Annotated in this window: 19 protein-coding genes; 14 read left to right on the forward strand and 5 right to left on the reverse strand. The window is 70.0% G+C overall.

Translation table 11 applies throughout. The features are described from left to right. Positions 1-546: 546 nt before the first annotated feature. On the reverse strand, positions 547-1839 hold the full coding sequence (gene tyrS / locus ABZV00_RS36265) for a tyrosine--tRNA ligase (RefSeq protein WP_355614756.1): 1293 nt from the start codon (positions 1837-1839) through the stop codon (positions 547-549). A 105-nt stretch (positions 1840-1944) separates the two neighbouring features. On the opposite strand from tyrS, the gene ABZV00_RS36270 reads away from it, so the two are divergent. Then, positions 1945-2328 carry a PaaI family thioesterase gene (locus ABZV00_RS36270; protein WP_328426472.1) on the forward strand — a complete coding sequence of 128 codons (384 nt, stop codon included), beginning with the start codon at positions 1945-1947 and terminating at the stop codon, positions 2326-2328. Positions 2329-2358: 30 nt separating this feature from the next. On the opposite strand, the gene ABZV00_RS36275 is transcribed toward ABZV00_RS36270, so the two are convergent. From ABZV00_RS36275 to ABZV00_RS36285, 3 genes are all read right to left on the reverse strand, one after another. Beyond that, positions 2359-3684 (reverse strand): hemolysin family protein, encoded by a 1326-nt coding sequence (locus tag ABZV00_RS36275; protein WP_355614706.1) that lies wholly within the window; start codon positions 3682-3684, stop codon positions 2359-2361. A gap of 126 nt (positions 3685-3810) precedes the next feature. After that, positions 3811-4452: a hypothetical protein gene (locus tag ABZV00_RS36280; RefSeq protein ID WP_355614709.1), complete on the reverse strand. Its 642-nt coding sequence runs from the start codon at positions 4450-4452 to the stop codon at positions 3811-3813. Positions 4453-4532: 80 nt separating this feature from the next. Next, positions 4533-5159, reverse strand: coding sequence for an acyltransferase (locus ABZV00_RS36285; protein WP_355614711.1), 627 nt, complete (start codon positions 5157-5159; stop codon positions 4533-4535). A gap of 278 nt (positions 5160-5437) precedes the next feature. Between ABZV00_RS36285 and ABZV00_RS36290 the strand changes: the two genes are divergently transcribed. The 13 genes from ABZV00_RS36290 to ABZV00_RS36350 all read left to right on the forward strand — a co-directional run bounded on the left by ABZV00_RS36290 (position 5438) and on the right by ABZV00_RS36350 (position 19993). Beyond that, the gene (locus ABZV00_RS36290; protein WP_355614714.1) at positions 5438-6577 is read left to right on the forward strand and encodes a Gfo/Idh/MocA family oxidoreductase; all 1140 of its coding nucleotides are present in this window, start codon (positions 5438-5440) and stop codon (positions 6575-6577) included. Beyond that, positions 6574-7539, forward strand: coding sequence for an NAD-dependent epimerase/dehydratase family protein (locus tag ABZV00_RS36295; protein WP_355614717.1), 966 nt, complete (start codon positions 6574-6576; stop codon positions 7537-7539). The genes ABZV00_RS36290 and ABZV00_RS36295 overlap by 4 nt, the downstream gene beginning before the upstream one ends. After that, on the forward strand, positions 7536-8672 hold the full coding sequence (locus tag ABZV00_RS36300) for a DegT/DnrJ/EryC1/StrS family aminotransferase (RefSeq protein WP_355614720.1): 1137 nt from the start codon (positions 7536-7538) through the stop codon (positions 8670-8672). The genes ABZV00_RS36295 and ABZV00_RS36300 overlap by 4 nt, the downstream gene beginning before the upstream one ends. Continuing rightward, positions 8672-9388: an acetyltransferase gene (locus tag ABZV00_RS36305; protein ID WP_355614723.1), complete on the forward strand. Its 717-nt coding sequence runs from the start codon at positions 8672-8674 to the stop codon at positions 9386-9388. The genes ABZV00_RS36300 and ABZV00_RS36305 overlap by 1 nt, the downstream gene beginning before the upstream one ends. A gap of 2 nt (positions 9389-9390) precedes the next feature. Further along, positions 9391-10512, forward strand: a complete 1122-nt coding sequence (locus ABZV00_RS36310) for a DegT/DnrJ/EryC1/StrS family aminotransferase (protein WP_355614726.1) — start codon at positions 9391-9393, stop codon at positions 10510-10512. Between the two features lie 86 nt (positions 10513-10598). After that, positions 10599-11879: an MFS transporter gene (locus ABZV00_RS36315; protein WP_355614729.1), complete on the forward strand. Its 1281-nt coding sequence runs from the start codon at positions 10599-10601 to the stop codon at positions 11877-11879. Next, the gene (locus ABZV00_RS36320; protein ID WP_355614732.1) at positions 11876-12910 is read left to right on the forward strand and encodes a hypothetical protein; all 1035 of its coding nucleotides are present in this window, start codon (positions 11876-11878) and stop codon (positions 12908-12910) included. The genes ABZV00_RS36315 and ABZV00_RS36320 overlap by 4 nt, the downstream gene beginning before the upstream one ends. A 242-nt stretch (positions 12911-13152) precedes the next feature. Beyond that, the gene (locus ABZV00_RS36325) at positions 13153-14097 is read left to right on the forward strand and encodes a hypothetical protein (RefSeq protein ID WP_355614735.1); all 945 of its coding nucleotides are present in this window, start codon (positions 13153-13155) and stop codon (positions 14095-14097) included. Continuing rightward, positions 14094-15491, forward strand: a complete 1398-nt coding sequence (locus tag ABZV00_RS36330; RefSeq protein ID WP_355614738.1) for an O-antigen ligase family protein — start codon at positions 14094-14096, stop codon at positions 15489-15491. Before ABZV00_RS36325 ends, ABZV00_RS36330 begins: the two co-directional genes overlap by 4 nt. Positions 15492-15835: 344 nt before the next feature. Beyond that, positions 15836-16936 carry a glycosyltransferase gene (locus tag ABZV00_RS36335; protein WP_355614741.1) on the forward strand — a complete coding sequence of 367 codons (1101 nt, stop codon included), beginning with the start codon at positions 15836-15838 and terminating at the stop codon, positions 16934-16936. Next, positions 16930-17955, forward strand: a complete 1026-nt coding sequence (locus tag ABZV00_RS36340) for an ABC transporter ATP-binding protein (protein ID WP_355614744.1) — start codon at positions 16930-16932, stop codon at positions 17953-17955. Before ABZV00_RS36335 ends, ABZV00_RS36340 begins: the two co-directional genes overlap by 7 nt. After that, positions 17952-18782: an ABC transporter permease gene (locus ABZV00_RS36345; RefSeq protein ID WP_355614747.1), complete on the forward strand. Its 831-nt coding sequence runs from the start codon at positions 17952-17954 to the stop codon at positions 18780-18782. The genes ABZV00_RS36340 and ABZV00_RS36345 overlap by 4 nt, the downstream gene beginning before the upstream one ends. Beyond that, positions 18779-19993, forward strand: a complete 1215-nt coding sequence (locus tag ABZV00_RS36350; RefSeq protein ID WP_355614750.1) for a hypothetical protein — start codon at positions 18779-18781, stop codon at positions 19991-19993. The genes ABZV00_RS36345 and ABZV00_RS36350 overlap by 4 nt, the downstream gene beginning before the upstream one ends. 98 nt (positions 19994-20091) lie before the next feature. Here the strand turns inward: ABZV00_RS36350 and ABZV00_RS36355 are convergent, their stop codons facing one another. Continuing rightward, positions 20092-21249 (reverse strand): glycosyltransferase family 4 protein, encoded by a 1158-nt coding sequence (locus tag ABZV00_RS36355; protein WP_355614753.1) that lies wholly within the window; start codon positions 21247-21249, stop codon positions 20092-20094. Positions 21250-21875: the final 626 nt, after the last annotated feature.

The following is a 21875-nucleotide window of genomic DNA, read 5'->3' on the forward strand; positions in this document are numbered from 1 at the left end:
TAATTGGCACTGGCTTTTCAAGCACCCTGTTGAGTTCTCAAAGAACAACCACACACCGACCAGAAGCCCCACTCAGTGGAGCACCCTCTCGGGGCATTTTTACCGCATCCCCAGCGCTCAGTCGCGCTAGGCACTCTTACTACGTTACCCGCCGGTTTCCGCCGTGTCAAACCGCCGTTTCGCGGTCCGTCGTGCTTCACTCCGTATTGCGGGCACCATGCCTCGACCGGCTTGCGCCGCTCTCGTCACGGGGTCGGCAGGCCGGCCGTTGCGGTTTCCCGCGAACTCGCCCGTTTCCCTGCCGCTTGCCAACCTTACCCGGTCGGTTCCGCCTCACCAAATCCGCCTCGCGGCGAATCTGGGGCACCGCCCGGTTCGGGATCCGGTGGGCGAACCCGCCCGACCCCGAGGCCGTTGCCGCGCTCCGGCCGTTTCAGGCTTTCGCCTGTTTCGTCCGTTCCGCGCTGGCAGAGAGAAAGTTACGCGTCCGGCGGAGTGATCGTCAAATCCGCCGGACGCGTCCCCCGTCACATCGTCGACCGACGACTATCCGCCCAGCTCAACGCCCGCGAAGGAGCGCTTGCCGCGGCGCAGCACCAGGTACCGCCCGTGCAGCAGGTCGGCCGGTGACACCACGGCGTCCACCTCGGTCACCCGGTTGTTGTTGACGTAGGCGCCACCCTCGGCGATCACCCGACGGGCCTCCTTGAGGCTGGGCACCAGCCCGGAGTCCCGCAGCAGGCCCGCCACGTCCGGCACCTCGCCGGCGAGTCGCACCAGGCCGGCCTCGGTCAGCGCCGCGCGCAGCGTCTCCGGGGCCAGATCGTCCAGCGAGCCCCGGCCGAAGAGTGCCTGGCTGGCGGCGATCGCCTGCCGGGCCTCCTCAGGCCCGTGCACCAGGGTGGTGAGCTCTTCGGCGAGCGCGCGCTGCGCCAGCCGGGCCGCCGGCCGTTCGGCGGTCGCCTTCGCCAACTCCTCCAACTCGTCGCGCGAGCGGAAGCTGAAGTACCGCAGGTAGCGGTCGACCTCCCCGTCCTCGACATTGAGCCAGAACTGGTAGAAGGCGTACGGGCTGGTCATCGACGGGTCGAGCCAGACGGAGCCGCCCTCGGTCTTGCCGAACTTCGTACCGTCGGACTTCGTGACCAGCGGCGTGGTGAACGCCTGCACCGGCCCGGCGCCACGCCGGCGCACGTAGTCGACGCCGGCGGTGATGTTGCCCCACTGGTCGGAGCCGCCGAACTGAAGCTGGCAGCCATGCCGGCAGTGCAACTCGAAGAAGTCGTTGGCCTGCAACAGCTGGTAGCTGAACTCGGTGAAGCTGATGCCGATCTCCAGCCGGGCACGCACCACCTCCCGAGCGAGCATCTTGTTCACCGGGAAGTGCTTGCCCACGTCGCGGAGAAACTCGACCACCGACATCTCGCCGGTCCAGTCCAGGTTGTTCACCAGCTGCGCCGCGTTCTCGCCCGTGTACGACACGAAGGGCGCGAGCTGGTCGCGGATCCCCTCGACCCAGCCGGCGATCACCTCGGGCGGGTTGAGCGTCCGCTCGGCGCTCTCCTTCGGGTCACCGATCTGGCCGGTCGCCCCGCCCACCAGCAGCAACGGGCGGTGACCCGCGAGTTGCAGCCGACGGGCCGTGATGACCTGCATGAGCGAGCCGACGTGCAGGCTCTGCGCGGTGGGGTCGAAGCCCACATAGAAGGTGGCGGCACCTCCGCCGTCGAGCAGCTCGCGCAGCTCGTCGAGGCCGGTCGAGTCCTGGATCAGGCCACGCCAGAGCAGGTCGTCGGTCAGGGAGGCCCGCCCGGGCGGCGGGAGGCTGCTGTCGGTCACGGTCACCGATTCTCCCCCATCGCCGGCACCGACCCGTACCGGGTTTGGCGCAAGCCGCCCCAGTTAGGCTGGCGGCCAGTTGATCGAGGAGGCTTTACCGTGGAGATGCCGGACCTGACAGGTGGCTTTGTCGCCCTGCTCGGCCTGAAGTTCGAGGAGGCGACCGCCGACCGGGTGGTCATCAGCTGGCGGGTCCGGCCGGAGCTGCACCAGCCGTTCGGCATCCAGCACGGCGGGGTGTACTGCTCGGTGGTGGAGACCGCCGCCAGCGTGGGCGGCTCGCTCTGGCTGGCCGACCGGGGCACGGTCGTCGGGGTGTCGAACCAGACCGACTTCCTGCGGGCCGTCCGGGACGGCGAGCTGACCGCGGTCGGCACCCCGGTGCACCGGGGCCGCAGCCAGCAGCTCTGGCAGGTGGAGATCACCGATGCCGACCAGCGGCTGATCGCCCGCGGTCAGGTCCGGTTGCAGAACCTCTCCCCCGCCTGAGCAGGCACACCCGGCGGCGGAACCCTCGGGTCAGCCGCGGGCCTCGTCCAGCACCGGCTCGGCGTCCCGATCGGCGTCGGTCTCATCGGGGACCCGGCTCAGCCGTACCTCGGTGATCGCCCGGTGGTCGATGCCGGCCACCATCAGCACCCACCCGTCCAGGGTGACGTCCTCCCCCGCGACGGTGGGGATGTGCCCGAGGCGGGCCAGCACCAGCCCGGCGACGGTCGTGTAGTCGCCGGCCGGCCGCGACGGCAGCTCGACGCCGATGTCCGTCAGGTCGTGCACCGGGAAGGTGCCGGGCAGCACCAGCGCGCCGTCCGGGTCGCGGCGCACCGAGTACCCGTCCCGGTCGGTCTCGTCGTAGATCTCCCCGACGATCTCCTCCAGGATGTCCTCCAACGTCACGATGCCGTCGACGGCACCGCGCTCGTCGACCACCAGCGCGATCTGCTGGCGCTCGGCCTTGAACTGGCGCAGCGCGTCCACCACCGGCAGCGAGTCGGGCAGCAACATCGGAGGGCGGGCGATCTCGTCGACCCGCCGGTCGTCGGGCACCCCCACCAGGTCGCGCAGGTGGATCACCCCGAGCGTGTCGTCCAGGCCGCCGTGGCGCACCACTGGCGCGCGGGAGTGTCCGGTGGCGGCCAGCACCAGCCGCGCGGCCTCCGCGGTGGTTCCGCTGTCGAGCGTGAAGACCCGCAACCGGGGTACGAGGACCGCCCGCAACCGCCGGTCGGCGATCTCCACGGCGCCAGCGATGATGGTGCGCTGCTCCTTGGTGAAGCCGTGGTTGCCGGCGACGATGTCGCGCAGCTCGTGCGGGCCGATCTCCTCCGGCTGGTGCTTGGGGTTGAGCCCGACCAGGCGGACCACCAGGTCGCTGGTGGCGCCGAGCGCCCAGACGGCCGGTCGGGTGAAGGTGGCGAGCAGGTCGAGCGGGCGGGCCACCAGCAGCGCCCACCGCTCGGCGGACTGCATGGCGATCCGCTTGGGGGCCAGCTCGCCGAAGACCAGGGTGACGAAGGTCAGCGCGAGGGTGACCGCCACGATCGCGACCGTCTCGGCGGCGCCGCCGAACACGCCGAGCAGCGGCACGAGGGGCTTGGCGAGCGAGACCGCCGCGGCGGCGGAGGCCAGGAAGCCGGCCAGGGTGATGCCGATCTGAATGGTGGCCAGGAAACGGTTCGGGTCCTTGGCCAGCCGGGCCAGCACCCGCCCGGCCCGGCTGGTGCGCTCCAACCGCTGGATCTGGCTGTCCCGCAACGACACCAACGCCATCTCACTGCCGGCGAAGAGCGCGTTGATGACGACCAGGACTCCGACCAGAGCCAGTTGGCTCCCGTAGCTCTGCACGCCTGGTTCGCTCCCTCGTCGTGGTGGCACCGGCCGCTCCGCGCGGTGCCAGCCGGTCGGCAGCCCCGCCCGGCGTACGCGCTTCTGTGCCCCGTCCGCCGGCAGCCGAATCCTGCCCCGGCGACGCTACGCCGATTCGGCCGCCGGCGACGCGGGCAGATCGAGGACGTACGAGTCGCCCTCGGGGCGGAAGCCGAGCCGGTGGTAGTAGGGGGCGACCATCCCGGGCGGGCTGACCACGCGGTGGAAGCCCCGTTCGGTGAAGAGGCGACTGCGCCGGTAGACGAACTCGCCGGGGGTGAAGTCGCGGAACTTCGGAGTCACGTAGTCCAGGTCGATCTGGGCGACCCCGGGCGTCTCGGCGTGCGACAGCACCACCCCGACCACCTCATCGGCCGTGACCACCAGGAACGCGGAGCGTCCCGGGGCATCCGGGTCCCAGTGGAAGTCGGGATTGAACCGGGCGATGTCCGGCGCGTGCACCCGCAGGGTGTGCGCCAGGAACTGGTCGCCGACGCCGACCTCCACCACCTGGTAGGTCTGCTCGTCGTGCCGGGTGGCGAGCATCCCGCGCAGATACCAGATGTTGATCACCGCGAGGACGATGTTGAGCCCGACCATGGGCCAGACCTCGAGCGCGGCGTTGAAGCCGATCAGCACGAGACAGCCGACGAGGTTGAGCGCGCGCAGCCGCAGGATGCGCGACTGCAGCAGCGACCAGACCAGCACCGCGGAGCCGGCCCAGCCGACCAGATCCAACCAGTTCACCCCGGCGAGGGTAGCCCCCCGCCGGCTCGGGCCGGTCGGCGGGACGCGTTCGACCGGGGACGTCGACCCCGGCGCGGCCGTCAGGCCGACGGCAGTTCGGTCAGCCGCCCCTCGCACTCGCGGTACTCGGCTCCGGTGCGCGGACAGATCCACCGGCCGTCGTCCTTCGCCACGAGCGGCTCGCCCGCCCGGCCCACCCAGCCCGCCCGGCGGGCGGGAACTCCGACCATGAGCGCGAAGTCGGGAACATCCCGGGTGACCACCGCGCCGGCCGCGATCAGGGCCCACCGGCCGATCGAGACCGGCGCCACGCAGACGGCCCGCGCTCCGATCGCCGCGCCCTCGCCGACCACCACGCCGACCGCTGTCCAGTCGTCGCCGCTCTTCAGCCGCCCCTCCGGGGTGACCGAGCGCGGGTACTCGTCGTTCGTGAGCACCGCGGCCGGCCCGATGAAGACCCCGTCGGCCAGTTCCGCTGGCTCGTACACCAGGGCGTGGTTCTGCAGCTTGACGTTGTCGCCCAGGCGGACGCCCGGCCCGACGTACGCGCTGCGGCCGATGACACAGTTCCGGCCGACCGAGGCATGCTCGCGGACCTGAGCCAGGTGCCAGACGCGCGTGCCGGGACGGATGGTGGCCCGTTCGTCCACATCGGCCGTCGCGGCGATCTGCGCACCGTCGTGCGGTGCCCGGTGGGCGTCCGTCATCTCTCGTTCCCTCCGCGGTCCGGTGATCTTCTGTGCGGTGGAAACGGTAGACATTCGGCAACAAGGGCAATGTCAGAAAGCCGACCCAGTGGCCGCAGAACGGGCCATTCGAAGTGCGCGGGCAGACCAAACGGACCGAATGACCCCGGCGGCACCGCCGGAATTCCCGGTCGGTGCTGGCGCTGGCGAGGACGACCTCGGTAGCTTGCCGAATGGACGTCGCCACTAACTCCCCCCCTCAGCGGATTTTCCTGTCCTGACTAGCGAAACGGGTATCAGTGAACTCATCGCCCGCTGCCGTCGAACCAATCGGCGTTGCCGTCATCGGTGCCGGTTACTGGGGGCCGAATCTTGTGCGTAACTTCCAGACCTCTGACGCATTCCGGTTGCGCTGGCTCTGCGACCTCGATATGACCCGGGCCCGACGCGCGCTCGGTGACTACTCGACGGTCCAGGCGACCGACGACCTGGCCACGGTGCTGGCCGACGACGACGTACACGCGGTGGCCATCGCCACCCCGGCCGGCACCCACCTCGAGGTGGCGATGGCGGCGCTACGGGCCGGCAAGCACGTGCTCGTGGAGAAGCCGCTGGCGGCCGACGTCGAACAGGGGCGCGCGCTGGTGGCGGAGGCGGAGGGCCGGGGACTGTCGCTGATGTGCGACCACACCTACTGCTACACGCCCGCCGTGCTGCGCATCCGCGAGCTGCTGCACGGCGGGGAACTGGGCGAGCTGCAGTACCTCGACTCGGTACGAATCAACCTCGGGCTGGTCCAGCGCGACATCGACGTGATGTGGGACCTGGCGCCGCACGACCTGTCGATTCTCGACTTCATCCTCCCGTCCGGGGTGGCGCCGGTCTCGGTGGCCGCGCACGGCGCGGACCGGATCGGGGCGGGGCGGGCCTGCGTCGCCTACCTGACGCTGCACCTCAACACCGGCGCGATCGCGCACATCCACGTCAATTGGCTCTCCCCGGTGAAGATCCGGACCGCGATCATCGGCGGGTCGAAGCGGACCTTGGTCTGGGACGACCTCAACCCGAGCCAGCGACTCTCGATCTTCGACCGCGGGGTCGACGTGGCGTCGGCGGAGGAGCTCGGCGACGAGCAGCGCCGGGACATGCTGGTCTCGTACCGCTCGGGCGACATGGTGGCGCCGGCCCTGACGGAGCGGGAGGCGCTGCGGACCATGGTCGAGGAGTTCGCCCGGTCGATACGCACCGGCACGCCCGCCCTGACCGACGGCCGGTCCGGCCTGCGGGTGATGGCCATCCTGGAGGCCGCCTCGCGCAGCCTCGCCAGTGGCGGATCAGTGGTCAATCTCAACGAATGGACAGACGTGCACGGGCAAATCGTCGAAACCGGTAGGGCAATTGCTCAGTCCGGCGCGGAGCGAAGCGGAGCAACGGCATGAGCGCGGTGGAGACCGCCGGGGCACGGGCCCTGGTCACCGGTGGAGCGGGCACGATCGGTTCCCACGTCGTCGACCAGCTGGTCGCCGGCGGCGCGGCCGAGGTCGTCGTCCTGGACAACTTCGTCCGGGGCTGCCGGGAGAACCTCGCCCGGGCACTGCCGCACGCCGGTGTCCGCCTGGTCGAGGGAGACATCCGCGACGTCGGGCTGGTGCACGAACTGACCCGCGGCAAGGACCTGGTCTTCCACCTCGCCGCCATCCGCATCACCCAGTGCGCCGAGGAGCCGCGGCTGGCCAACGAGGTGCTGGTCGACGGCACGTTCAACGTGCTGGAGGCGGCCGCCGCCGCCCGGGTCCGCAAGGTCATCCTGTCCTCGTCGGCCTCCGTGTACGGGCTCGCCGACGAGTTCCCGACCACCGAGCGGCACCACCCGTACCACAACGACACGTTCTACGGCGCCGCCAAGGCGTTCAACGAGGGCATGCTGCGCAGCTATCACAGCATGTACGGCCTGGACTACGTCGCGCTGCGCTACTTCAACGTCTACGGCCCCCGGATGGACATCCACGGCCTCTACACCGAGGTCCTGATCCGGTGGATGGAGCGGATCGAATCGGGTGTGCCCCCGCTGATCCTCGGTGACGGCCTGCAGACGATGGACTTCGTGCACGTCGCCGACATCGCCCGGGCCAACATCCTGGCCGCCCGGGCGGACGTCACCGACGAGGTGTTCAACATCGCCAGCGGCACCGAGACCAGCCTCAAGGAGCTGGCCCAGGCGCTCAGCGACGTGATGAAGTCCGACCTCGCACCCGAGCACGGTCCGGCCCGCGCGGTCAACGGCGTCACCCGCCGACTGGCCGACACCACCGCCGCCGCGGAGAAGCTGAGCTTCCGCGCCGAGATCGGCCTGCACGAGGGGCTTCAGGGGCTGGTCGACTGGTGGCGGGCCGAGAAGTGAGCAGCACCCGGATCCCGGTGATGATCCCCCGCCTCGGTGAGGAGGAGGCGCAGGCCGCCGCCGACGCCGTACGGTCGGGCTGGGTGGCCCAGGGGCCCCGGGTGGCCCGGTTCGAGCAGGAGTTCGCCGCCCTGGTGGGCGCCGGCCACGGCGTGGCCGTCAGCTCGTGCACGACCGCACTTCATCTGGCGCTGGTGGTGCTGGAGATCGGCCCGGGCGACGAGGTGATCGTGCCATCATTCTCGTTCATCGCCACCGCCAACGCGGTGCGCTACGTCGGCGCCACCCCGGTCTTCGCCGACGTCGACGTCCGCACCGGCAACCTGACGGTGGCGACGATCGACGCGGTGCGCACCGCCCGGACCCGGGCGGTGATCGCGGTGCACCAGGGCGGCGTGCCGTTCGACGTCGCCGCGCTGCGGAACGCCGCCGGCCGCTGGGGGCTGCCGCTGATCGAGGACGCGGCCTGCGCCGCCGGGTCGACGGCGTACGGACGGCCGGTCGGCGCCGGCGCGACGATCTCGGCCTGGTCGTTCCATCCCCGCAAGTTGCTGACGACGGGCGAGGGTGGCATGGTCACCGTGGACAATCCGGAGTGGGCGGCCCGGCTGCGCCGGCTGCGGGAACACGGCATGAACGTCTCCGCGGCCGACCGCCACGCCAGCTCCCAGCCGGTCATCGAGGCCTACCTGGAGACCGCCTTCAACTACCGAATGACCGACATCCAGGCGGCGATCGGTCTCGTGCAGCTCGGCCGCCTCGCGGATCTGGTGGCTCACCGGCGCGCGCTGGCGGCCCGCTACCACGAGCTGCTGGCGGACCTCAAGGGTCTGGCCCCGGTCCGCGACCCCGAGTACGGCGAGACCAACTTCCAGTCGTTCTGGCTGCTGATCGACCCGGAGTACGGGACCGGCCGCGACGAGGTGCTCGCCGAGCTGGCTGCCGCCGGAGTGTCGGCCCGACGCGGCATCATGGCCGCCCACCTGGAGCCGGCCTACGCCGACGTGTCGCCCGCGCCGCTGCCGGTGACCGAGCGGCTGACCCGCGACTCGCTCATCCTGCCGCTGCACCACGCGCTGACCGAGCACGACCAGGACCACATCGTCAGCGTGCTGCACAAGCTGGCCAGCTGATGCGCGATCTGGTCATCGTCGGCGCGGGTGGATTCGCGCGGGAGACCGCGGCGGCGGTACGCGCGATCAACGATGCGCGGCCGACCTGGCGGCTGCGCGGGTTCCTCGACGACGACCCCGCACTGCACCGCACCGAGCGGGTCGGTCTCCCGGTCATCGGCGGGATCGGCCGGCTGACCGAGATGCGGCAGACGTCGGCCGTCATCTGCGTCGGCAACCCGCGCAACTATGTGGTGCGGCAGCGGATCGTCGAGGGCCTCGCTCTGCCGACCGACCGGTACGCCACGATCGTCCATCCGAGCGCGGACCTCGGCGCCGGTAGCTCGGTCGGTCCCGGCACAGTGCTGCTCGCGGGCGTGGTGCTCACCGCGGACGTGATCGTGGGCGAGCACGTCGCGGTCATGCCGCACGCCGTCCTGACCCATGACAACCGGGTGCACGACCATGCGACCATCGCCTCCGGTGTCCGCCTCGGCGGCAATGCGGTGCTGCGCCTCGGCGCGTACGTCGGCGCGGGGGCGCTGATCCGCGAGGGCGTGACGATCGGCGAGTGGTCGCTGGTCGGGATGGGTTCTGTGGTGCTGGGCGACGTGCCGCCCGGCGAGACCTGGGCCGGCAACCCGGCCCGTCGGCTGCGTGCCGCCGACGGGCCCGCGCAGCCGGAACCGGCGGCGGCGATCAGAGACTTGGCCATGCCGAAGGTTGTGGGGAGCTAGTCATGCCGAACATTCCGCTCGTCCATCTTGCCGCCGCGCACGCGGAGGTCGCGGAGGAGGTGGAGGCCGGCTTCAAGCGGGTCATCGCCGACACCGCCTTCATCGGCGGCGCCGAGGTGGCCGCGTTCGAACGGGAGTACGCCGCGTTCAGCGGGGTACCGCACTGCGTCGGCGTGGCCAACGGCACCGACGCGCTCGAGTTGGCGCTGCGCGCCGTCGGCGTCGGGCCCGGCGCCGAGGCGATCCTGCCGACGAACACCTTCATCGCCACCGCCGAGGCGGTCGCCCGGACCGGCGCGCGACCGGTGCTGGTCGACTGCGAGTCCGATTCGTACCTGATCGACGTCGACGCGGCGCTTGCCGCGATCACGCCCGCGACCCGGGCGATCATCCCGGTACACCTCTACGGCCAGCTCGCGCCGATGGAGCGACTGCGAGCCGGCCTGGCCGGGCGGGACATCGCCATCGTCGAGGACGCCGCGCAGTGTCAGGGCGCCACCCGGCACGGGCGCAGCGCCGGTGTCGATGGCATCGCCGCCACGAGCTTCTACCCTGGCAAGAACCTGGGGGCATACGGCGACGCGGGCGCGGTGGTGACCGCCGACGCCGAGCTCGAAACAGCGGTCCGCACTCTAGGCAGCCACGGCGGCCTGAAGAAGTACGTGCACGACGTCATCGGCGTGAACAGCAGGCTGGACGCCCTCCAAGCGGTGGTCCTCCGCGCCAAGCTGGCCCGACTGGCAAACTCGAACACGCTGCGCCGGGCCGCGGCGGCCCGGTACGACGCGCTGCTCGAGCCGGTCGACGTGATCCGACCGGTGACCCTGCTGGGCAACGAGCACGTCTGGCACATCTACTGTGTCCGGATCCCGGGCTACGGCACGCCGGTCCGACGGGACCGGGTGTTGGCACGGCTCAACGCGGCTGGCGTCGGGGCGGCGGTCCACTACCCCGTGCCGGTGCACCGGACGCCGGCCTTCGCCGGCCTCGGCTACACCGAGGGGACGTTCCCGCACGCGGAGCGAATCGCGCCGGAACTGCTCTCGCTGCCCATCTTCCCGCAGATCACCACCGATCAGCAGGAGGCGGTGGTGGCGGCCCTGACCGCCGCGCTGGCCGGCTGACGGGTCACAAACGATTTGACGGCTGGCGCGAAAGGATCCGGCCGGTGGCGGCGGACAGCCGCCGCAGCAGGCCGGGAGGTGGAGACATGTACATGACGCTGCGGGACCGGCCGGGCCATGGCGGCCCGAACCGGCCCCGCGCCGCCGTGCGCCGCGTCTCCGGAACCGTCGTGCTCCTCGGCACGGTCAGCCTGCTCACCGATGTGTCCTCGGAGATGGTGGCGTCGGTCCTGCCGCTCTACCTCACCGCCGTGGTCGGCCTGAGCCCCATCGCGTACGGCTTCCTGGACGGCATCTACCAAGGCGCCAGCGCCCTGGTACGGATCGCTGGGGGCTACGCCAGCGACCGCAGCCAGCGACCAAAGTGGGTGGCGGCGGCGGGGTACGGCACATCCGCACTGAGCCGCCTGGCCATGCTACCGGCAGCGGACTTCGCTGCGATCACAACGGTGATAGCCGCGGACCGGTTGGGCAAGGGCCTGCGGACCGCGCCCCGGGACTCTCTGATCGCCGCGGCGTCGCAGCCGGACGTGCTGGGGCGGGCGTTCGGCGTGCACCGGACGCTGGACACCTTCGGCGCCGCCATCGGTCCGCTGATCGCCTTCGCCCTGCTCGCGACCGTGCCGGGCAGCTACGACTCCATCTTCGTCGTCTCGTTCGCCTTTGCGATCGCCGGGGTGGCGGTGCTGGTGCTGTTCGTGCCCGACCTGCCGACCGCAGCCGGCACGGGCCGCGCCGGTCTGCGGCGAGTGATCGCGGGAGTCACCGGACGGAACCTCCGGCGACCGCTACTGGCCGCCGCCCTGCTGGGCTTGTTGACCATCGGCGACGGCTTTCTCTATCTGTCCCTTCAAGACCGGGACGACTTCGCCGCCCGCTACTTCCCGCTGCTCTACGTGGGAACCAACGTCGCCTATCTGGCCCTGGCCGTGCCCCTGGGGCGGCTGGCCGATCGGGTCGGCCGCGGCCGGGTACTCGTCGCCGGCCACCTGGCGTTGCTGGGCGGCTATCTGCTCGCGGCGCTGCCCGGCGGTGGCGTGGGCCTCACGCTCACCGTCCTGCTGCTGCTCGGCACCTTCTACGCCGCCACCGACGGCGTGCTCGCGGCGCTGGCGAGCCGGCTGGTGGCGGCCAGTGCGCGGGGTAGCGGCATCGCCGCCGCCCAGACCACGGTGGTGCTGGCCCGGTTCGCCGCGTCGGTCCTGTTCGGCCTGTTGTGGAGCCTGCAGGGGCCGCGCCCGGCGTTGCTGCTGTTCGCCGCCCTGCTGGCCGGCGCCGTACCCGTCGCCGCCTGGCTGCTGCACGGCATCGACCGCCCGGCCGCGCCCACCCCCACCGAACCCAGAACCAGCGGAGTGCCGAGATGAGCGAGCGGGTGAGTGGGCTCGGCCCGCGGGCGCGGCTGGCGGTACTGGTGGTGGTGCTGCTGGTCGCCGTCGCCGGCGCGGGCAGCTATGTCTGGCAGGCCCGGCAGGACCAGACGGCGGCGCAGGCGGCGGCGGGCGCTCCCACCCGCACTGACCTCGCCGCCGTACGCAGCGTGCCACACCTGGTCTTCCGGAACACCGCCCTGGGCGCCGACTACGGCCGGGTGGCGATGGTCCCGCTCGCGGCGCCGACCGGGCCACGCGCGGTCACCCGGGCGTCCTGCGAGCGGGTCTACGCGACCAGGGACGAGGCGATCTGCCTCGCCGCTGACCGGGGCCTGGTGACCACCTACCGCGCACAGTTGCTCGACGCCGACTGGGCACCCCGGCGCGATCTGCCGCTGGTCGGCACACCGAGCCGGGCCCGGCTGTCCCGGGACGGATCGCTGGTGGCGACCACCACGTTCGTCTTCGGGGACTCGTACGCCAACCCGGGGCAGTTCTCCACCCGCACCGTGGTCAGCCGGGTCGAGGGCGAAGTGCTCGGTGACCTCGAGCGGTTCGAACTCGAGGTCGACGGCAAGGTGGTTACTGCGGCAGACAGGAACCTGTGGGGGGTGACCTTCGCCGACGACGATCGCTTTTACGCCACCGCCGCCTCGGGCGGGAAGACCTGGCTCGTCGAGGGAAGCCTCGCCGCGCGTCGGGTCACCGCGCTGCGGGAGGACGCCGAATGCCCGTCGCTGTCGCCGGACCGGACCCGCATCGCCTTCAAGAAGCACGGCGACCTGCCCCCGGGCCACTGGCGGCTGGCCACCTACAATCTCGCGACCGGGGCCGAGACGCTGCTCGCCGAGACCCGCAGCGTTGACGACCAGGTCGAGTGGCTCGACAGCGACCACCTCATCTATGGCCTGCCCCGTTCGGACGAGGGCACCGCGACCAGCGACATCTGGCAGGTCCCGGCGGACGGCAGTGGCTCGGCGCACCTGCTCGTGCGGGACGCGCGGTCGCCGGCGGTGGTGCGATGAACGACACCCGGCAGCCGGAAATCCCCGACCACGCGACGAACGCGGTCGTTCGGCGCCCACCTGCCGGCGCGTTGCCACCCGATCGGCGGAGGCGTGACCGCCGCCCCGCATAGGATTTCCCTCGTCGTCCACCACATGCTTGCAGAGCAGTGAGACGCGACCGGATACTGGTGCTAGCTGCCGCACCAGCTCCCCCTACTTCCACCGACGGATGGTCGGTCGATTAATGTCGAAGGACCTTGATGGATCTCTGGGACCTGACCCGTCTGCTTTTCCGGCGGTGGTATGTCGCTCTGCCGATCCTGCTCGCGACGATCCTTATCTCGGCGCTGGTCGGGCAGTCCGTCAAGCCCGACTACCGCGCCACAGGTCACGTGGTGCTGATCCCGGCTCCGGGCCCCGCTGACTCAACCTCAAAGCCCGCCGGCAAGCCCCGACCCAAGAATCCCTGGCTCGATCTCGGGTTCAACGCGCTCTGCCAGGCGGCCATCCTCAACGTGGTCAACCAGAAGACGCTGGCGAGCTTGAAGGACGCGGGTCTGTCCGACAGCGTCCTGGTTCAGCTGGATGAGCGCTCCCCGATCTTCATCGTTGAGGCGGTGGCGGAGACACCGACCAAGGCGACCGCCACCGTGCGGGAGGTCATCAAGGATCTCGAGGCCGACGTCGAGGCGCAGCAGAACCGCTACGGCGTGCTGGCCGAAGACAAGATCGGCACGCAGACGCTGACCGACGGCAGCGACGTCGAGACCGTGACCTCGAAGACCAAGCGCGCCCTCATCGTGACCGTGGGCGTGGGGCTGCTGCTGACCGCGGCGGGGACGATCAGCCTCGACGCGCTGCTCCGCCGGCGCCGCAGCCAGCATGCGAAGCGGGGTGACCAGAAGCCGGCCCAGTCGGACGAAAGGCGGGAGGACGCACCCGCCAACGCGTCTTCCCCACGGTCCACACCGCCGCTGTCAGACGGCGATGACCGAGAGGACTCCACCCGCTACAGTCAGCAGCCGCCGCGGACGATCAGCGACGGCCCCGGGTCGGTGTACGGCGCACGGCGGGCCGACGGCCAGCGGACGGCGGAGTCGACCGGAGCCCCCGTGGCTCGACCGCCAGCGGTTGAGGAAACCATCATTCTGCCGCGGCCGGCCGACCGTTGGGCCGAACAGGACATGCGAGACCGTGGCCGGTGAGCGCCACCGCGCTTCACCCGGTCGACCTTGAACCGTCGCTGCTCACGGCGCACACCTACACGACCCGTCGTCGATCGACGGTGGTCGACCCGGCGACCGTGATGAGCATGATGGTGTGCCTGCTGTACTGCCTGCCGGCACCCCTGATCGTGCCCGAACTGACGTACGCCGGGCGGCCGGCCCTCCTCACCGCCTTTGCCTTGTGGTGCTGGTGGTTGACGACGCGGCTCAACCCTCGCCTGGTGATGGTCGGTCCACAGCCGATGCGCTGGGTGGTGTTCGCGTACCTGGTGTCGATCCTGCTGTCGTACCTTGCCGGATTGGCGCGCGGGCTGACCACCCTGGAGGCAAACGGACAGGACTTCACGCTGATCGTGACGGTTCAGTTCCTCGGGGTTGTGCTGATGGCCGCGGACGGCATCCCCAACTGGGAACGACTCAATGGTGTCCTGCGCGTCTACCTCTGGTCGGCTGGTTTCATGGCTGTCGTCGGGTTGCTCCAGGCCAGCCTGAAAGTCAACATCGTCGCGTACATGACCTTCCCGGGACTGCAGTTGAAGAGCGACGTGGCCGATTTCCAGCCGCGCGGCGCCGGTGGCCTGTTCCGGGTTGCCGGCACAGCCACCCACTACATCGAATTCAGCACGGTGATGGCGATGGCGGTCCCGTTCGCGATCCACTTCGCGAGGTTCGCCCCGACCCGCAACGCGCGACTGGCGGCAGGGACCGTCGGCGTGCTCGTGACGGCCGCCATCCCGTTCGCCATCTCCCGCACCGGTGTCCTGGCGCTCGGCATCGCGATGGCCGTCATGTTCCTCGCCGCGTGGGATTGGCGGACCCGGTACAACGTGCTGATTGTCGGCGGCGCCGTCGTCGCGGCACTCATGGTGGTCAAGCCGGGCCTGCTCGGCACGCTCAAGTCCATGTTCGCCACGGCCGAGAATGATCCAAGCATCACCGGCCGTACCGATGACTACGCCTACGTGGCTCAATGGTTCTCCGAGCGCCCGTGGCTCGGTCGCGGCCCAGGAACGCTGATCCCGGACCTCTACCTGATCCTCGACAGTCAGTGGCTGTACTCGCTGGTCACCTCCGGCATCGTCGGTGCTGCCGCGTTCGCTGCGCTGCATGTCACCGGCATAACCTTGGCCAGCATCGCGCTGCGTCGATCGACGCGTCCCGCGGATCGCCACCTCTGCGCAGCGCTCATCTCCGCCCTGGTGACGTCGATCGTTGTATCAGCGACGTTCGACTCCCTGGGCTTCTCCACCTTCGCCTTCACGCTCGCGCTCATGAGCGGATTGTGCGGAGCGGTATGGCGCTTCAGCCATCCCCGACGAACCGTTCGGACCTCGTACGTACGTCGGCAGTCCGAATATCTCCAATCGGACTAGGCCGGCCAGGCGCGGCGAGAAGTGATCCGGCCGCCGCGGCGGATTGTCTGCTATCCGACACGCATTTCTCGCCATCGGCAACCTGCTTTCCGTACCACGCACCTCGCCGTCCAACCGCGCCCGTGTCGGGCAGTACTCGCTGATACCGGCGGCACTCGGTTTCAGCCATACGATGGTGCCGCCATGCATACCGACGGGCGGAGCGGACAACAGCTACGGGCCCAGGGCGCTTCCCATCGTCGTCGTCCGAACACACCTATTGGGAGGACGTGGTGTGCATTCCAAAAGGCTAGTATCTGCTCGCGCCCGAAGGCGCTCGCTCGAGCTGGATTGGCTGACAACGAATGATCAAATCCGCGCCGCAGCCGCTGCGGTCCCGGCCGACCGTTTCGGTGGTCATCCCTTGCTACAAGTACGGGCACTTCCTGCCAACCTGCGTGCGTAGCGTCCTTGAGCAGGAGGACGTCGACGTCGATGTCCTGATCATCGATGATGCGTCGCCCGACGACAGCGCCGATATCGCCAGACGGATCGCCGCCGAAGACGACCGGGTACGGGTCGCCGTGCACGAGGTCAACCAGCGCCACATCGCCACGTACAACGAGGGTCTGGCGTGCGCCACCGGCGAGTACGTGCTGTTGCTCTCCGCTGACGACATGCTCGCCCCACGCGGGCTGGCCAATGCCGCCGCGCTGATGCAGACACATCCGGAGGTCGGCCTCGTCTACGGTTTCACGCGGTCTTTCTCCAACGAGCCGCCGGCCGCCCGCGTCTCCCCGCGCTCCTGGTCGATCTGGTCCGGCCAGGAGTGGCTCGGCCTGCTGTGCAGGCACGTCAGCAATCCGATCTACACGCCTGAGGCGGTGATGCGCACCAAGACACTGCAGGATCTCGTCGGTTACGACGCCCGGCTGCCGCACGCCGCCGACTTCCTGATGTGGCTGCGCACCGCCACCCGGGGCTCGATCGGGCGAGTCAACGGGGTGGATCTGGCCTACTACCGCCAGCACGGCGAGAACATGCACAAGGAGCTCTACCCGGGAGCCCTGCGCGATCTGACCGAGCGCAACCTTGCGTTCGGTGTGCTGTTCGACGAGGACGGTGATCGGCTGGCCGACGTCGCGCGGCTGCGGTCCGCCGCCCGCCGCGGGGTGGCGCGCGAGGCGCTCTTCATCGCCCAGCAGGCCTACTACCAGGGCGGCCGCCCGACTGAGGAGGAGGCCGAGGTCCTGGCCCGCCTGGTCGCCTTCGCAGAACAGATCTGCCCGGAGTCGCGCACCTTCGGACTCCGGCGTTCGTACGAAACCCTGGTGGCGCGGGCGCGACGAGGGAAAGGACCACTCGTGCCGGCCCACGTGCTGGCGCTGCGCGATCGGGCCGTCGGCCATCTGCGGTGGCGGCGGTGGCGGCGGACGGGTATCGAGGTAGGGGCGGGGGCATGCTGATGACCACGGCACACCACGGGGCGCCGGACGACAGCGACGACGTCATTGTCCTGTCGGGACTCACCAAGCTGTACGAGCCGACTCCGCCCTGGATGCGGCTCTTCGCCCGCTCCCACCTGCAGAAGCCCGTCAAGGCCCTGGACGGCGTCGACCTGGTGGTCCGCGCCGGCGAGATCTGCGCGATCGTGGGCCCCAACGGCGCAGGCAAGACCACCATGTTCCGGATCATCGTCGGCCTGACCACCGCGACCGGCGGACAGGGTACCGTCCTGGGGTTTGACGTCGGCCGGCATTCGGAACAGGTCCGCCAGGTGATCGGGTGGATGCCGTCCGAGGACCGCAGCCTGCTCATGCGGGCGACCTCCCGGGAGAACCTGCAGTTGCATGGGCGCCTGCAGGGCATGCCGAGGAACGAACTCGCCGAGCGAATCCCGTACGTGCTGGAAACGGTCAACCTCGCGGCCCAGACCGACTCTGTGGTGGCCGGCCTCTCCGCCGGCATGCGCGCCCGGCTCCGTCTCGCCCGCGCGTTGCTGCCGGGTCCCCGAGCGCTGATTCTCGACGAGCCGACCGGCGCGGTGGATCCCATCGCCGCACACGGGTTGCTCACCCTGATCATGGACCTGGTCAAACAGGAGCGGCTGGCCGTGTTGATCTCGTCGCACCGGCTCGAAGAGATCGAAGCCCTGCGGTCGAAGGCGCTGCTGCTCGACGGTGGCAGAATGAAATACTCCGGCGACCTCGACAGCCTGCGCCGCGAGTGGGAACGCCCGGAGCTGGAGCTCGTGCTCGACGATTCCCCGACCGCCCATCTGATCGCGGACGGCCTGCTCGCACAAGGCATTCCGGTCGACGTCGACGGCGTGACTGTCCGGTGCCGCCCAACGGGATCTGACCGAGTCGGCGCGGTGCTGGCGCAACTTGGACCGCTGGCCAACTCCATCCGGCACGTGCGGGAGATTCCGATGCCGTTGCGCGACTTGATAGCTCAGGTTTACCAGCGAGGAGATGCGCGATGAGCCTGGCATACCCGGTCACGGCACGAAACCGTAGCCGAGGCCGCAAGGTGCTGGACACCCTGGAGGGTTACATCCGCATCGACCTTGTCGAGGAGCGGATGTTCCCCGCGTCGACCATCCTGCGGTACCTGTCGGTGGTCTTCCCGGTCCTGCTCTACTACTTCCAGAGCACCTTCCTGGAGATAAGCAACCAGCTGTTCATGATGATGCTCATCGGAACGGCCGTGATCGCCGGGCTTCAGGACGCCCTGGTCGGCCTCACCAGCCGACTCAACTTCGCCATGGAGCGCGGAACTCTCGAGACGTACCTGGTGGAACCCGTGCCGTGGGCGCTGATCCCGGTGGCGATGAACATCTGGCGCAGCTTCACAGGTGCGGTACTGGCCTGTGTCATGGTCGCGACGGGCTGCCTGCTCGGCGCACCGATCAAGCTGACCGCCGTACCGGTGGCCCTGCTGGTGCTCTTCCTGGGCATCGTGGCGTGCAACGCACTCGGCTCGTTCGCCGCGAGCTTCATCCTGCTCTTCAAGCGTGGCGAGCCCGTGGTCGCGCTCTACAGCCTGGCCGCCGCGGTGCTGGGCGGAGCTCTGTTCCCGATCGACGTCCTGCCGATCTGGATCCGGTGGCTCAGCTACCTGGTGCCGCACTCGTACGTCATCAGCGCTGAGCGCCAGCTCCTCATGACCGACCCGCCGCCCGGCGGCCTCTCAGTGGGCTGGTCCATCGCGATCCTGGCCGGTCTGTGCCTCGTCAGCTTTGTCGCTGGTCTGTTCGTCTTTGATCGGTCGCTTCGGCTGGCCCGTCGGTTGGGGATCCTGAGCATATGACTGTCCGTCTCACCTCGGCCCGCCAACGCGAGGTCTGGCGAGTGCTGCGCCGCTCCGGGCTGCGCGGACTCGCTCAGCGGGCGGCGCGGGTGGCCTATCAGCGGCTCGGCGCGTCGGACCTGGACGGCCTGCTGGATCTCGACCACCTCACCGATTCCCGAGGGCTGAACCTCGCGAGCCCGCAACAGCGCCCGGCCCCCGGCACGCCGCTCACGGTCGGCTGGATCTGCACGCCCCCCGGCCGAGGTTCCGGGGGGCACACCACCCTGTTCCGCATGGTGGAGGGGATGGAGGCGGCCGGTCACACATGTGTGCTCTACATCCACGATGTCTTCTCCGGTGAACTTGTCCGGCACGAGCGGGTGATCCGGGAGAACTGGCCGGGCATGCGGGCCGAGGTACGAGCGGTCGCTTCGGGCCTCGCCCCGCTGGACGCGTACGTCGCGTCGGGGTGGGAGACGGCGCACGTGCTGGCCTCACATGCCACTCTGCCCACCCGGCGGCTCTACTTCATCCAGGACTTCGAGCCATGGTTCTACCCGGCGGGCGCCCACTACGTTCTGGCCGAGGACACCTATCGATTCGGCTTCCGATCCATCACGGTCGGTCCGATGCTCGCGGACCTTCTTCGAGACCGCTTCGGAGTCGAGGCGCGGGTGGCCGAGTTCGGCTGTGATACGGACATCTACCGGCTGACCAACCCCGCCCCGCGGACCGGAGTGGTGTTCTACGCCAAGCGGGACAGTGCCCGTCGCGGCTTCATGCTCGGCGTGCTCGCGCTGCGGGAGTTCCACCGCCGTCACCCGGAGCACCAGATCCACATTTTCGGCGACCCCACCGTCACCATGCCCTTTCCGGCGACAAACCACGGCGTCATCAGCCCCGCGAAGCTGAGCGAGCTGTACAACCAGTGCGCCAGCGGGATTGCGATCTCGCTGACCAACCTGTCGCTGGTGCCCGACGAGATGTTGGCGTGCGGCGTCATACCGGTCGTGTCCGAATCCGCGTACGCGAAGACGAGCATGGACAACCCGTACGTGCGCTGGGCGTCACCGGCGGCCCGTGGTCTGGCCGATGCGCTGAGCGGGGCCGTCCAGCCGGGCCGGCCCTTCCCCGCCGCCGTCGCCGCCAGCATCCGGTCAACCCCGTGGGACGCGGCGAAGCGGGCCACGCGGGAGACCATTGAAGACGAGGTTTACGGGCCCCAGTAGGCAGCAAGCCGGGCGGCGCCGGGTGCCCGGCGCTCCGGGACCCGAGGCGCTCCGCGCCGACGGCGAATCGATCTGCCATCAGGGACGGCGGCACAAGCTCAGCCGCTCAGCGCCTTCGAGTAGGCGTTCAGAAGGACTCGACCTGCGGCGGACCAGGTCAGGTCGTGTGCGCCCCTGAGGCTGGCGGCGCGAAGTCGCTCAAGGCGCTCGCGGTCCTCAGCGAGTGAGCGCAGGTGAGCGGTGAGCGTCTCGATGTCGCCCGCGGAGTGCACGAGGCCGTCGACCCCGTTTTCACACACAGCCCCGGTTCGGTCCGATACGACGAGGACGCATCCACAGGCGCGCGCCTCATACGTCACCAGGGCACTGCCCTCCTCGACCGACGGAAGGACCAGGACGTCGCAGGAGCGCATCAAGCTCGCCGGGTCGGCGACGTGGCCGCGCTCTTCGACGCTCTCGTGGGCGAGGAGCGGCGCGAGCACGGCCCGGTAACCCGGCTCTATCGCGCCCGCGATCAGGAATCGTCCGCCCGCTTCGGCCGCGCCGGAGCGCAACCATGCCCGCAGCGCGTGGTGCAGGCCTTTGCGTGGCTCGCCGCGCCCGACGAATCCGACGGTGAAGGGACGGTCCGCGTCGACCCGGCCCGCCGGGCTGAAGCGCGCCAGGTCAAACCCGTACCGGTGCCGCAGGAGCCGGCTCGGGGCCACGCCGGCGTCGCGGAAGGTGTCCGCCACGAAGTCGGAGGGGCACAGCAGCCGGTCCGCCAGCTTGTACTCGCGTTCCTCGTACGCCAGTTTCTCGGGTCGGCGAGCGTGCGGGCTCGAAGGGTCGACCGCTATGCCGAGTTCCCGGCAGACCTGCTCCACGGCGTCGAAGGCGAACGCCGTGTGCGCGTTAGGACGCTCCAGCACAGTCCGGATCCCGAACTGGCGCGCGGCTGCGAGCGTCTGCTCGGAACGGATCGGCCAGCAATGGACGACGTCGATCTCCTGTCGCATCCGGCGCAGGATGGCCGCGGTCCGGCGGTCGTGCAGCGTGACCGCTCGCATGAAGCCGAGCACCCGGAACGGGATCTTCACACCGGCAAGGCGCAGTGTCTCCAGGACCCGGACCCCGGGCGGCAAGGCGCGTTCGTTGGTGGCACACACGACCGTCACCTCCGCGCCATGCTCGGCAAGGCCCGCCACCTGGTGCCAGGCCGTCGTGCCGACGCCCGATGCCCCGAGGCGGGTCGGGAACGAATACAGGACGCGCATCAGCCGACCCACTGGTCGCGGCACGTCGCCCGTGGCTGCCGATCGGCCCGCGGAACGATGCCGAGTGGGTCGCCGACCCGGACCTGCAAGCCCTTGCTGGTTGCGATCGTGGGCCTCCTCGCGTATGCCAGCGCCTCGGCAATGCTGTCTGTTGTCTGCAACCGGCTCCAGCCCCGCGCACAGGTTTCCTGGACACAAAGGTGTCTTGGGCAGGCCGCCTGGCCATGATACCGATCGCCGATCCCCCTGGGCGATCCCGCATTCGGCCGGAGACCGGCACCACTCGCAGCAATTGGATGGCCGGGTTCCCGTCAGCGCTCGAGCCCACCGTCGGGCACGATTGGTCACCGAGACGCTCGGGACCGGGCCTGACCGGCGCGACCGGGCCAAAGAGGGGACACGCATGGTCGTACGGCGGGTCAGGACTCTTGTCGCGCTGTCCGTTGCCGGCCTGGCGGTGGTTTCCGGAGTCGTGACGCTGAGCCTCGCGTTCACCGCGAGCGGGGACGCTGACCACCAGGGGGCGAGCGTCGCGCGTCCGACGCCGAGTGTTTCTGTGTCGGTGACGGCGGCGCCGTCGCAGAGTGCGTCGGGGTCGGTGACGCCATCGCCTGGTGGGTCGCCGT

Source organism: Micromonospora sp. NPDC005173, assembly GCF_040608515.1.
GTDB lineage: Bacteria > Actinomycetota > Actinomycetes > Mycobacteriales > Micromonosporaceae > Micromonospora.